Below are 12,382 nucleotides of genomic sequence, written 5' to 3' on the forward strand. Positions count from 1 at the left end.
CGCGAAGAGCGCGCTCCTCAGAGTAAGGATCTGGCCTTCTCTCTACCGAAAGACTTCGTCCCAAACAAAAAGGCCCCGGCGCATGACCGGGGCCTTCGCGTTCAAGCTCTCGAACCGTTCAGTACTTCGCGACCACCGGTCCACCGAACGTGTAGTTCACGCGCACCGTGCCGATGTCGATGTCCTGGCTGATGCGGTGGGTGCTTGGCGGCGCGGCGAAGGGGGCAATGGTGTTCGTGGTCACGTCCCGGCTGCCCATGAACAGATGATCGTATTCGACAGCGACAGACCAGCCCGGCGCGAAGCCGAACTCGATTCCCGCTCCCACGGTCCCTCCCCAACGCGTCTCGGAGCCGACGGCACCGGTCTGGCCGGCGACGACGGCGAAGAACGGCGCGAGAGCGGCCGCGCCGGCCGGCGTCACCGTGAGCGAGTATTTGTCGTGAACGACGGCAGCACCGCCCTTGGCATAGAGCAGCACGTTGTTGAAGGCGTATCCGACCTGCCCCGTGAACAGGCCGAAGGCGTCGACTTTGGTGACGTCGTTGAGGAGAGAGGTGGTACCAAAGACGGCATACTGGCTCGCATTGCTGCCCCTAAAATCGGCCCAGTTGCCCTGCGCCTCCAGGCCGAACACCCAGTTGGTCGCCTGCCAGCGATAGCCGATCTGTCCACCGACGGTGGCGCCTGTCGCGTTGTGGCACCCCTCGGGAACTGACGGCACGATCGGGAAGCCGGAATCGTTGAAGATGTCCCAGCAGGTGTGCGCAGAACCGCCGCCACCGTTGATACCGAGATAGAGACCGCCCCAATTGTAGACCGGCGCCACGACAGGAGCCTTGGTGTAACGCGGGGCCATGTCAGCCGCCGACGCAGCGGTGACGAACAGCAACGAGCCGGCCGCAGCCAGAACAACTTTCTTCATTGGGGCAATTCCTATGAACGAATATATTCCGGTTCCATACACCGGAACCGCGCCGGACGCTGTCACCCCAAGGACACATCCGGATACCATCGCAACGACGTCAGGTTGTATGCGCAATCTGAGAAGACCGGCCGCAGATCGGCACCGCGCGCGTTGCTTCAGGTCATTGCGTCCGCGCGTCGATGAAGCCAGGCGTCATCGCGACTTAAGCACCGCCACCGCCGGCGACCCGCAGGTGACGCTTCTACTGTGCATGGGGTTGTTTTGCAGATTTTGGCTTCCGGGCGGTTCCCAGAGCGACTACCGCCCCGTCTTCACCTTTGTCCACAGCCGGTTGATGATCCGCTGCGTCGCAGGCTCACGCGCCGTGATGACGAACAGTTTTGCGAGCGTCGCCTCGTCCGGATAGATGTTCTTGTCGTTCAGAATCTTCGGGTCGACCAGCTTCTGGCTGGCGAGGTTGCCATTGGCGTAGGACAGGAAGTCCGAGTTCTTCGCGGCGACATCAGGACGGTAGAGATAGTTGATCAGCTCGTAGGCTTCCTTGACGTTCTTGGCATCCGCGGGGATCGCGAGATTGTCGAAGAACATCTGCGCGCCCTCTTTGGGAATCGCGTAGCCGATCTCGATGCCGCTTTTGGCTTCAGCCGCGCGGGCGCGGGCCTGCATGATGTCGCCGGACCAGCCGACCACGAAGCAGATCTCGCCGGTGGCGAGCGCGCTGAGATATTCGGACGAGTGAAACTTGCGCACGGAAGGGCGGACCTTCGCGACGATTTCGGCGGCCTTCTCGAGGTCGGCCTGCTTGGTCGAGTTCGGATCGAGTCCGAGATAGTTCAGCGCCGCCGGAAAAATGTCGTCGGCGGAGTCGAGCATGTGGACGCCGCAATCTCTGAACTTCGCCAAATTCTCCGGCTTGAAGACGATGTCCCAGCTGTCGATCTTCGCGTCGGGCCCGAGGATCTGCTTCACTTTGGCGACGTTGTAGCCGATGCCCGTCGTGCCCCACATGTAGTTGGCGGCGTAGACATTGCCGGGGTCGTAAATGCCAAGGCGCTCGGTCACCACCGGCCAGGCATTGGAGAGGTTCGGCAGCTTCGACTTGTCGAGCTTCTGGAAGATATTGGCCTTGATCTGGCGCTGGAGGAAATAGGCCGTGGGCACCACGACGTCGTAGCCGGACTTGCCGGCCATCAGGCGCGTCTCCAGCGTCTCGTTGGCATCGAACGTGTCGTAGACCACCTTGATGCCGGTCTCCTTGGTGAAGGCCTCAAGGACGTCAGGCGCCATGTAGTTGGACCAGTTGTAGAAGTTGACGACCCGCTCCTCGGCCCCTGCGGGGGCGGAAAGCAACGTCAGCGCCGCGGCGATTGCAAAACCAAGGCAACGCCTGGAGCGGCCGACGTTCGTCATCTTTCCTACCTCTTGCGTCCGCGCACCGCGTCCGACAACCGCTCCAGCGCGGTGTCGAGCGTCTCGTCCTTCTTGGCAAAGCAGAAGCGGACCACGGAGGTCACCGCGTCCTGCTCGTAGAAGGCCGACACCGGGATCGCCGCGACCTTGTAGTCTTTCACGATCCGCCAGCAGAACTCGGTATCGCTCTCGTTGAGCCCGAGCGGCGACAGGTCGACGGTGAGGAAGTAGGTGCCCTGCGACTTCAGCACTGGGAAGCCGAGGCTCTCCAGTCCCCTGGTCAGGCGGTCCCTGCTCCGCGTCAAATCCTTCCGCATCGACAGGAAGTAGTCGTCGGACTTGCCGAGCCCATAGGCGACGGCGGCCTGGAGGTTCGGTGCGGTGGTGAAGGTCAGGAACTGGTGCACCTTGGCGGCCACCCGCAGCAGCGGCGGCGCGGCGCAGACGAAGCCGATCTTCCAGCCGGTCAGCGAGAATATCTTTCCGGCCGAACCGACCTTGATGGTGCGATCGCGCATGCCGGGGATGGTGATCAGCGGGATGTGCTTGTGCTCGTCGAAGGTGACGTGCTCCCAGACCTCGTCGCAGATCGCGATGACGTCGAACTCCTGGCAGTAGCGGGCGAGCAGCTCGAGGTCCTCGCGCGGATAGACCACCGCGGACGGATTCAGGGGATTGTTGAAGAGCACCGCCTTGGTCTTTGAATTGAAGACGCTTTTCAGCATGTCCTCATTCAACCGCCAGTGCGGCGGCTCGAGGCGGACCAGGCGCGGAATGCCGCCGGCCTGGCGGATGATCGGCAGGTAGGAATCATAGACCGGCTGGAAGCAGACCACCTCGTCGCCGGGCTGGACCACCGCAAGGATCKCCGAGGTCAGCGCCTCGGTGCCGCCGGAGGTCACCATCACCTCGCTCATCGGATCGAGCTTGAGGCCGTGCCAGTGGCCGTAATGAGTCGCGATCGCCTGGCGCAGCTCCGGCAGGCCCATCATCGACGGGTACTGGTTGTAGCCGTTCAACGAGGCATCGGCCGCGGCGCGGCGAATGTCCTCTGGCCCGGGATCGTCGGGAAAGCCCTGGCCGAGATTGATGGCGTTGTTGTCGCGCGCGGCCTGCGACATCGCCTCGAAGATGGTGACGGGAAGGTCGGCAAAGACCTTGTTCAGCGAGGAGCTCTTGGTCGTCATCGCGAGGTCAGCCACCGACCTTGCTGGGAAGACCCGCCGCCTTCCACCCCAGCATGCCGCCGGCCAGATGCTTGTCATAAGGCAGGCCCGCCGCCTGCGCCGCGAGCGAGGCCGTCACCGAGCGTTTCCCGGAGCGGCAGGCGAACACGACCTCTTTTCCTTGCGGATCGGGGATCGCCTTGGGATCGAAGGTCGAGAGCGGCACGACAACGCCGTAAGGATAGGCCTCGGCGTCGACCTCGTTCGGCTCGCGCACGTCGACAAGGAGATAGCGTCCTTCCGCGACACCCTTGGAGACCTCGTCCGGGGTCAGATCCTGTACCTGATTCGCCACATCATCCTCCAACGTCCGAGCCTGCGCCGGGGCGATCCCGGCGGGCGGCAACCTCGCCTCTCGGCAGCCGAAAATCAAGCGCTACAAAGGCTTGAGCTGCATGCCGCAAGTTAAAGCTAAATCGCAGCGACTTGAAGTGCGGCTTTCAGGATGCCTGAAACTCCTGCTTCGCATCCCACCACGCGCTCGGTGTCATTCCCCGCGAAGGCGGGGAATCCAGTACGCCGCGGCCTATCGATTCAACCACAACTGTCTCGGAGTACTGGGTCGCCCGGTCAAGCCGGGCGACGACGGCGGTGGGGCTAGATCGTGACCTGGGTGCCGACCTCGACCACGCGGCCGGAGGGGATCTGGAAATAGTCGGTGGCGTCGTTGGCGGAGCGGCTGAGCGAGATGAACAGCCGGTCCTGCCAGCGCGGCATTCCGGAATGGGCGGCGGGCTTGAGCGCCCGGCGCGACAGGAAGAACGAGGTCGACATGATGTCGAACTGCCAGCCGAGCTTGCGGGCGATCGCCAGCGCCTTCGGCACATTGGGCGATTCCATGAAGCCGAACTTCAGCGTCACCTTGGAGAAGGTCGGTGAGATCTGCTCCAGCCTCACGCGCTCGGCTGGATCGATCCGCGGGGTCTGCGCGGTCTCGATGGTGAGAATGACATTCTTCTCGTGCAGCACTTTGTAGTGTTTCAGACTATGCATCAGCGCGGTCGGGGCGCTGAGCGGGTCCGAGGTCAGGAACACTGCGGTGCCGGGCACGCGCTGCGGCGGCCGCTTCTCCAGCATCGCCACGAGGTCGGCGAGCGGGAATTCGAGCTTGCGCGACTTCTCGAACAGCAGCCGGCTGCCGCGCCGCCACGTGTACATCAGGATGATCATGAGCGCGCCGAGCGCGAGCGGCACCCAGCCGCCCTCGAACACCTTGAGCAGGTTGGCGGCGAGGAAGGTCAGGTCGAGGAACAGGAACGGCACGATCAGGGCGGCGGCAGCGAACGGCGACCACTTCCAGACCTTCCAGATCACGACGAAACCCATCATCGCCGTGACCACCATGGTCCCGGTGACCGAGATGCCATAGGCCGATGCCAGCGCGCTGGAGGAACGGAACAGCAGCACCAGCAGCACCACCGCGACCAGCAGAAGCTGGTTGATGCGCGGGATGAAGATCTGGCCCGAATGGGCTTCAGAGGTATGGCGAATTTCGAAGCGCGGCAGCAACCCGAGCTGAATCGCCTGGCGCGTCAGCGAATAGGCACCGGTGATGACGGCCTGGCTCGCGATCACCGTCGCGGCGGTGGCGAGAACGACCATGCAGCCGCGGAAGAAGCCTTGCGGGAACAGCTGGAAGAACGGGCTCACGATCGCGCCGGGATCGCCGAGGACGAGAGCGCCCTGCCCCAGGTAGTTCAGCGCCAGCGACGGCAGCACGATGAACAGCCAAGCGGTCTGGATCGGCCGCTTGCCGAAATGGCCGAGGTCGGCATAGAGCGCCTCGGCACCGGTGACCGCCAGGAACACGGCGCCCAGCGTCACGAAGCCAATGATGCCGTGGTGGAACATGAAGGACACGGCGTAGAGCGGGTTCAGCGCGAACAGCACCTGCGGCTGCTCGATGATCGGGTGGATTGCCGCGATCGCGATCACCGCGAACCAAACGCACATCACGGGACCAAAGAACGCGGCGACGCGGGCGGTGCCGCGCGACTGCACGGCGAACAGGCCGACCAGGATGATCACGGTCAACGGAACGATGTAGGGCTCGAAGTGCAGGGTGACGTCCTTCATGCCTTCGATGGCCGACAGCACCGAAAGCGCCGGCGTGATCACGGCGTCGCCGTAGAACAGGGCGCCGGAAATGATGCCGAGCAGGACGATGGTCGCCCCGCCGGTGCCGACCGCGCGCTGGGCCAGCGCCATCAGCGCCAGCGTGCCGCCCTCGCCATTGTTGTCGGCGCGGAGCAGGATCACGACGTATTTGAGCGTCACCACGACGATGAGCGCCCACAGGATCAGCGAGAGCACGCCGAGCACGGCCGCCGGCGTCGGCACCCCCTCCGCGCCCGAGGCGGCCATCACCGCCTCGCGGAACGCGTAGAGCGGGCTGGTGCCGATATCACCGTAGACGACGCCGATGCTGCCGAGCGTCAGCGCACCGAAACGGGCGGTGGTGTGGGCTTCGCCATGCCCATTGGCCGCCGCCGTTTCCGGGGCGGAAATCGCTACGTCACTTGTCATGGGAGAGCCCAGTGGCCTCTAGAATGCTTCACTGCACAACGGCGGAAGAGCGCGCGGCTTATAGTCCTGCGCTGTCGGCATAGCCTAGCCCGATTTTGGGCCCTTGCCATGCGAAATTTGCATGACTTGGCCAATTGCGTTCAGATGGTGACTTGGGTGCCGACTTCAACCACCCGCCCGGTCGGAATCTGGAAATAGTCGGTGGCGTCGTTGGCGGACCGGCTCAGCGCGATGAAGAGATGGTCCTGCCACAGCGGCATGCCCGACTGCGCCGAGGCCTTGAGCGACCTTCGCGACACGAAGAACGAGGTCGACATGATGTCGAACTGCCAGCCCTGCTTGCGGGCGATCGCCAGCGCTTTCGGCACGTTCGGCTGCTCCATGTAGCCGAAGCGCAGCCTGACCTTGGAGAACTTGTCGCTGATCTTCTCCATGCGGAACCGCTCGGACAGTTCGACCCGCGGCGTGTGCGCGGTCTCGATGGTCAGGACCACGTTGTGCTCATGCAGCACCTTGTTGTGCTTGAGATTATGCAACAGCGCGGTCGGCACGAAGGCGGGATCGCTGGTGAGGAACACCGCGGTGCCCTTGACGATGTGCGGCGGGCGTTTTTCGAGGCTGCGGATCAGGTCGTCGAGCGGCACCTCGATCCGGCGCGTCTTCTGGAGCAGGATGCCGGTTCCCTTGCGCCAGGTCCAGATGGTCCCGGCCATGACCGCGCCGAACAGCAGCGGCACCCAGGCGCCCTCGAGCAGCTTGAGCAGATTGGCGCTGAAGAAGCTGATGTCGACCACGACGAAGGGCACGATCACCGCCGCAGCCGTCGCAGCGCGCCAGTTCCACAGTTTCCAGATCACGACGAAGCCCATGACGCCGTCGGCGACCATGGTGGTGGAGACCGCGATGCCGTAGGCCGAAGCCAGATTGCTGGGGGTGTGGAACAACAGCACCAGCAGCATCACGCCGATCAGCAGCAGCCGGTTCACACGCGGCAGATAGATCTGGCCGGCATGGGTCTCGGAGGTGTAGCGCACCTCGAAGCGCGGTAGGAGGCCAAGCTGCACCGCCTGATAGACCAGCGAATAGGCGCCGGTGATCACGGCTTGGCTCGCGATCACGGTCGCCGCGGTCGCAAGTCCGACCAGCGGCAGCACCAGACTCTCGGGCACCATGCGATAGAACGAATGCTCGATCGCGCTGGGGTCGGACAGCACCAGCGCGCCCTGCCCGAAATAGTTGATCAGGAGCGCGGGCAGCACGAAGAACATCCAGGCCGACTGGATCGGCTTGCGGCCGAAATGGCCGAGATCGGCGTAGAGCGCCTCGCCGCCCGTCACCGCCAGGAACACGGCGCCGAGCGTGACCAGACCGATCGTGCCGTGCGACAGCAGGAATTGCAGCGCGTAATAGGGATTGATGGCCGCCAGCACCGACGGATCGTCGGCGATGTGCACGGCGCCCATCACCGCAAGAACGGTGAACCAGATCACCATCACCGGCCCGAAGGCCGAGGCCACCAGCGCCGTCCCCTTGCTCTGGACCGCGAACAGCAACACCAGGATGATGACGGTGAGCGGTACGACATAGTGGTCGAAGGCGGGGGTCACGAGCTTCAGACCCTCGACCGCCGACAGCACCGAGATGGCCGGCGTGATCATGGAATCGCCGATGAACATCGAGGCGCCGACCACGCCGAGCGCGAGCAGGAACCAACTTCGCCGCCCGAGCGCGCGCTGGCCGAGTGCCATCAGCGAGAGCGTGCCGCCCTCCCCGTTATTGTCGGCGCGCAGCAGGAGCAGGACGTATTTGGCGGTGACGACGATAAAGAGCGCCCAGAGAATCAGCGAGAGCACACCGAGCACCATGACCCGCGAGACCGGCTCGCCATGGGCCGCGCCCCTGACCGCCTCGTGGAATGCGTACAGCGGCGAGGTGCCGATATCGCCGAAGACAACGCCGATGCTTCCGAGCGTCAGGCCCCAGAAACCCGAGGTGACCGGCCCGTCCTGAGCGTCGGTCGATGTGATGCTCGCCGTCATGTGAGATGAGAAACGCTTCTTCCCGAGAATTGATCCGGCGCCTTTTGACCGTTCCGGCGCGCCTGTCAATCGGCACACCACCATAGCAGCCGCCGGGGCGGATGCTGTGACGGCGCAGCAACGATCGTTGTTAGCGCGACGACATGCCTCAGGTAAGATGGTAGCGCAAGTGCCTGGAGCCTTCCGCTCCGCGGGAAGCGGAACGGGCCTCGAGATTCCGGGTTTGATGTGCTTTCCTCAGGCGAAACCAGCGGCCGCTTCGCGCGAAACGCTCTACGGCTTCAAATTCGGCGGCAGCGGCGGATCCTCGCGCATCAGCGTGATCGTCACCCGCCGGTTGGCCGCGAGCGAGGGATCGTCCGGAAACAGCGGCTGGGTGTCCGCCTTGCCGGCGACGGCGAAGATGTGAGACGGCGGCAGGCCCTCGCGTTCGAGGATCTGACGCACGGCATTGGCGCGATCGGCCGACAGGTCGAAGGCGCCATAGTCGCTGCGGGTCGGCACGAATCCGGCCGCGGTGTGGCCGGCGATGGAGACACGGAGCGGCGTCGCCTTCAGCGGGATCGCGAGCTTCTCGATCAGGCGGCGGGTGCGGTCATACGGCACCTTGGAGCCGTCGGCGAACATCGAGCGGCCATCCTGGTCGACGATCTCCAGGTTGAGCCCCTGCTTGGTCTCCTCGAACATGATGTGCTTGGACATCTCGGTCAGTTCCGGCATGTCCTGCAACGCCTGGCGCAGCGAGGCCGCGGCGAGCGCAAAATTGCGGTCGACCTTGATCTTCGCGCCCGACGTGCGGTCGCGGTCCTCCTGATCCGGCGTCGGCGTGTTGGAGGCGTCCTCGGGCTGGATGTGGTCGACGTTCTTCAGCCGCGGGCGGGTCGGCAGGCCGTCGGACTCGACGATGCCGGCGTAGCGCGCTTCGCTCTGCACGCCGAATGCGTCGCGCATGGAGCCGGCGACGATCTTCAGCTTGTTGGCGTCCTGGGTCGAGAACGCGACGAGCATCACGAAGAAGCTCATCATCAGGCCCATCAGGTCGGCGAAGGTCACGAACCAGCCGTGACCGCCACCGTGAGCATCGCCGCGCTTCTTCTTGGCCATCTCTCGAGATCCCGGGCGGCGGCTTTACGCCGGCACCGGCTCGCCCTCGGCGTGACGATGCTTCTCCGGCAAATAGGCCAGCAGCATTTCGCGCACGAGCGTCGGGCTCTTGGAGTCGCGGATCATCAGGATGCCGTCGATGATCAGCGTGCGGTTGGTTTCCTCGTCGAGCAGCTTGCCGTGCAGCTTGTCGGCGATCGGCAGACAGAACAGGTTCGCGACGAGCGCACCGTACAGGGTTGCGAGCAGCGCGGTCGCCATGAACGGGCCGAGCTTGGAGGGATCGGTCATGTTGGCGAACATCTGCACCATGCCGATCAGGGTGCCGATCATGCCGAAGGCCGGAGCGCAGTCGCCGATGGCGCGGTAGATCTTGCTGCCTTCGTCGAGGTGCATGAGGAAGTTGTCGCGGTCGCGCTCGAGATTGTCGCGGATGAAGTCGAGGTCGTAGCCGTCGGCGACGTAGCGGATGCCCTTGGCCAGGAACGGCTCGTCGGTCTCGACCTTTTCGAGGCCGACCGGGCCCTGCTTGCGGGCGATCTCGGCGATGCGGGCGAGCTCGTCGACGAGGTCGTGCGCCGACAGGCGGCTCATGGTGAAAGCGAACTTGGCGCCGAGCGGAAGGCCGTGCAGGAGCGCGCTGAGCGGAAAGCGGATCATGGTAGCCGAGACCGAGCCGCCGAAGATGATGATCATGGCATGTTCGGAGATGAACATGTGGAGGTCGCCGCCCATGAAGATCATCGCCGTAATGACGATGATGCCCGCAATGAGCCCGACGCTCGTCATGATATCCATGGGACACTCCAACGCGAACGCAACAACGGCCGTCCTGGCCGCTGGCGCGGCCCAACCCCGAACCGCATCGGAAACCCTAGAGTGCCCCCCTTAAAGCCGCGTAAAGGTTAAGTTGAGCCGGGGGGCCAGACCGGCGCAGCGCGCTGACAGGGCGCCGGCTTTGCCCGCGACCGGCAGGAATCTAAACACTTCGCTAACCATGATTGCGGGGCGCCAGGACGGCAGCTCAGGACGAAAGCCCGGTCAGCTCGAGGCTGAGTGCGCGCAGGCGCCTGCGCGCGCCGGCATCGTAGGCCTGCGGATTGGCGCGCGTCTCGTTCATGCCGTTGAAGAACAGCCCGCTCTTGCCGGCGACATCGTCGCCTTCGACGAGGTGCAGGATCGCCGCACCGCCCTGCTCCACGGTCGAGATCGGCCTGATGCCGCCGGCGCGCACCATCGTGGTGTTCATGTAGGTCGCCGGATGCAGCGCGTTGACGGTGATGCCCATGCGCTTCAATTCCTCCGCGAAGTCGATGGTGAACATGATCTGCGCGAGCTTGCTCTGGGCGTAGGCGCGCGAGCCGCTGTAGCCCTTGCCGATCATGACGTCGTCGAAATCGATCGGATGCTGACCGAGGGAGGCAACATTGACGACGCGCGAAGGTGCTGCGGACGTCAACAGCGGCAGCAGCATGTGCGCAAGCAGGAAGCCCGAGAGGTAATTCACCGCAAAGCGCAGTTCGTAGCCGTCGGGACTCTCCTGACGTTGCGGTCCGTCGTTCTGCGAGCCGATGCCGGCGTTGCTGACGAAGACATCGAGACGCTGGTGATCGCGGAGGACGGCCGCGGCGAGCTCTCGCGTGCCTGACATCGACGACAAGTCGGCTTGGTAGAATGTCGGCGCAGCGTGGCCCGCCTGCACGATCTGGTCGATCAGCGCTTTCGCGCGCACGGCATTGCGGCCGTGGATCAGGACCCTCGCACCTGCTTCGGCCAGCCGGCGCGCGACGTGGCGGCCGACGCCGTCCGTCGAACCCGTGATCAGGACGGTTTTGCCAGTCATCTTCATTGAGCGTCCTCCGACTGCGGCCCTGCGCCACATCCGCGACGAGAGATCATGCAGTATTGTATCGCCGGGCGGCATGCTCCATCGCAGGAGCCGTTTTGCCATGTTGACGCTGTTCGGTCTTCTCACCGCGCTGCCCGCGGTACTGGCGCTCCACCTGCTCGAGCCAGGGCTCGTCCTGCCGGCGTTCAGCGTGTTGCTGTTTGTCGAGGCGGGCTTTGCCGTGATCGCAGCGCGCTTGATTCACGTCCCTGATAGTGCCGACGACATCTCCCTCTGGGATCTCGCCGGCGGTTTCACCCTGATCGGATGCGCCGCCGCGGTCTTCGGCGAGCCGGATCAGGCCGCCCTGTTTCTGACGGAACAGGGCGGCCCACGGCCGGCGTCGCGGCCGTAACTCGTTCGGTCGCCCCTTAGTGAATCTCCGCCGAACGCTTCAACGCGGCCTTCAGCTTCTCCAGCGAGAAGTCGGGGCTGCGCGCGATCTCCAGGATCGGCGTCTCGCGGCGGCCGCAGAGCTCGGCGGCCTCGGGCAGCTTTGCGGCGATGTCGAGCGGGATCACGATGGCGCCGTGCTGGTCGGCATGGATCAGATCGTCGGATTTCACGGTCATGCCGGCAACGCGGACCTCGCCACCGAAGCTTTCCGCATGCACCCAGGCATGCGACGGGCCGATCGAGCCGGCCAGCGCCTGGAAGCCAGGGGCCCATTGCGGGATGTCGCGGATCGAGCCGTCAGTGATGACACCGAGGCAACCGAGCGCCTTGTGCACGTTGCTCTGCACCTCGCCCCAGAACGCGCCGTAGCCGACGTCGGGACCGTCGATGTCCTGGATCACCGAGATGCGCGGACCGTGGCCGGTGCCGACATATTCGTAATATTCGATGCGGCGCTTGGACTGCTCTTCGGCGGGCAGCGAGGACTTCAGCACCGAGCGGATCGCAACCGTTCGGGCATAACCGACGATCGGCGGCAGGTCGGGAAATGGGCAGACCAGTTGCTTGGTGGTGTAGCCGATCAACCGGCGCTCGGGCGCCACGATCTCCATGGCATTGCAGATCGTCGGCGTGTCATAGCGGCCCAGCGCTTCGAGGACGGCAGCGGGCAGCGGCCCGGTCGCGGTATCAGTCACGGCGTTCTCTCCCAGATTGGCGGCCGCTGTTGGCGCGGTGCCGCCGGCACAGGGCGATATAGCCGAGATCGGGCGTCAACCCAACTCGGCCGCCTTCATGGCAGATATCCGCGAAAACCGCCCAGTGCATGATCCGGAAAAGTGCGCAGCGGTTTTCCGAAAAGATCATG

At 64.5% G+C, this 12,382-nt stretch carries 11 protein-coding genes; 1 reads left to right on the forward strand and 10 read right to left on the reverse strand.

Annotation, left to right across the window (positions count from 1 at the left end; translation table 11 throughout):
• Nucleotides 1–118: 118 nt before the first annotated feature.
• The 9 genes from AC1DW2_RS35265 to AC1DW2_RS35305 all read right to left on the reverse strand — a co-directional run bounded on the left by AC1DW2_RS35265 (nt 119) and on the right by AC1DW2_RS35305 (nt 11,082).
• On the reverse strand, nt 119–925 hold the full coding sequence (locus AC1DW2_RS35265) for an outer membrane protein (protein ID WP_441268347.1): 807 nt from the start codon (nt 923–925) through the stop codon (nt 119–121).
• Nucleotides 926–1,225: 300 nt separating this feature from the next.
• On the reverse strand, nt 1,226–2,338 hold the full coding sequence (locus AC1DW2_RS35270; RefSeq protein WP_477008264.1) for a polyamine ABC transporter substrate-binding protein: 1,113 nt from the start codon (nt 2,336–2,338) through the stop codon (nt 1,226–1,228).
• Between the two features lie 5 nt (nt 2,339–2,343).
• Nucleotides 2,344–3,525: an aminotransferase gene (locus tag AC1DW2_RS35275; protein ID WP_477008265.1), complete on the reverse strand. Its 1,182-nt coding sequence runs from the start codon at nt 3,523–3,525 to the stop codon at nt 2,344–2,346.
• A 7-nt stretch (nt 3,526–3,532) separates the two neighbouring features.
• The gene (locus AC1DW2_RS35280; RefSeq protein WP_028170872.1) at nt 3,533–3,859 is read right to left on the reverse strand and encodes a rhodanese-like domain-containing protein; all 327 of its coding nucleotides are present in this window, start codon (nt 3,857–3,859) and stop codon (nt 3,533–3,535) included.
• Nucleotides 3,860–4,161: 302 nt separating this feature from the next.
• The gene (locus AC1DW2_RS35285) at nt 4,162–6,090 is read right to left on the reverse strand and encodes a potassium transporter Kup (protein WP_028146684.1); all 1,929 of its coding nucleotides are present in this window, start codon (nt 6,088–6,090) and stop codon (nt 4,162–4,164) included.
• A 140-nt stretch (nt 6,091–6,230) separates the two neighbouring features.
• The gene (locus AC1DW2_RS35290) at nt 6,231–8,129 is read right to left on the reverse strand and encodes a potassium transporter Kup (protein ID WP_071915124.1); all 1,899 of its coding nucleotides are present in this window, start codon (nt 8,127–8,129) and stop codon (nt 6,231–6,233) included.
• 273 nt (nt 8,130–8,402) lie between these two features.
• Nucleotides 8,403–9,233 (reverse strand): OmpA/MotB family protein, encoded by an 831-nt coding sequence (locus AC1DW2_RS35295; RefSeq protein WP_014496126.1) that lies wholly within the window; start codon nt 9,231–9,233, stop codon nt 8,403–8,405.
• Nucleotides 9,234–9,257: 24 nt separating this feature from the next.
• The gene (locus AC1DW2_RS35300; protein WP_028146686.1) at nt 9,258–10,031 is read right to left on the reverse strand and encodes a motility protein A; all 774 of its coding nucleotides are present in this window, start codon (nt 10,029–10,031) and stop codon (nt 9,258–9,260) included.
• A 226-nt stretch (nt 10,032–10,257) separates the two neighbouring features.
• Nucleotides 10,258–11,082, reverse strand: a complete 825-nt coding sequence (locus tag AC1DW2_RS35305; RefSeq protein ID WP_477008266.1) for an SDR family NAD(P)-dependent oxidoreductase — start codon at nt 11,080–11,082, stop codon at nt 10,258–10,260.
• Nucleotides 11,083–11,182: 100 nt separating this feature from the next.
• On the opposite strand from AC1DW2_RS35305, the gene AC1DW2_RS35310 reads away from it, so the two are divergent.
• Nucleotides 11,183–11,476, forward strand: coding sequence for a hypothetical protein (locus AC1DW2_RS35310; protein WP_477008267.1), 294 nt, complete (start codon nt 11,183–11,185; stop codon nt 11,474–11,476).
• Nucleotides 11,477–11,492: 16 nt separating this feature from the next.
• On the opposite strand, the gene AC1DW2_RS35315 is transcribed toward AC1DW2_RS35310, so the two are convergent.
• Nucleotides 11,493–12,212 (reverse strand): RraA family protein, encoded by a 720-nt coding sequence (locus AC1DW2_RS35315; protein WP_028146688.1) that lies wholly within the window; start codon nt 12,210–12,212, stop codon nt 11,493–11,495.
• Nucleotides 12,213–12,382: the final 170 nt, after the last annotated feature.

The sequence above is a fragment of the Bradyrhizobium sp. P3_C3 genome, from assembly GCF_056402655.1.

Bases quoted from the DNA above. Each gene is read 5' to 3' on its own strand.
- AC1DW2_RS35300 (WP_028146686.1), bottom strand. From the start codon at position 10,031: ATGGATATCATGACGAGCGTCGGGCTCATTGCGGGCATCATCGTCATT.
- AC1DW2_RS35265 (WP_441268347.1), bottom strand. From the start codon at position 925: ATGAAGAAAGTTGTTCTGGCTGCGGCCGGCTCGTTGCTGTTCGTCACC.
- AC1DW2_RS35285 (WP_028146684.1), bottom strand. From the start codon at position 6,090: ATGACAAGTGACGTAGCGATTTCCGCCCCGGAAACGGCGGCGGCCAAT.
- AC1DW2_RS35305 (WP_477008266.1), bottom strand. From the start codon at position 11,082: ATGAAGATGACTGGCAAAACCGTCCTGATCACGGGTTCGACGGACGGC.
- AC1DW2_RS35310 (WP_477008267.1), top strand. From the start codon at position 11,183: ATGTTGACGCTGTTCGGTCTTCTCACCGCGCTGCCCGCGGTACTGGCG.
- AC1DW2_RS35290 (WP_071915124.1), bottom strand. From the start codon at position 8,129: ATGACGGCGAGCATCACATCGACCGACGCTCAGGACGGGCCGGTCACC.
- AC1DW2_RS35295 (WP_014496126.1), bottom strand. From the start codon at position 9,233: ATGGCCAAGAAGAAGCGCGGCGATGCTCACGGTGGCGGTCACGGCTGG.
- AC1DW2_RS35270 (WP_477008264.1), bottom strand. From the start codon at position 2,338: ATGACGAACGTCGGCCGCTCCAGGCGTTGCCTTGGTTTTGCAATCGCC.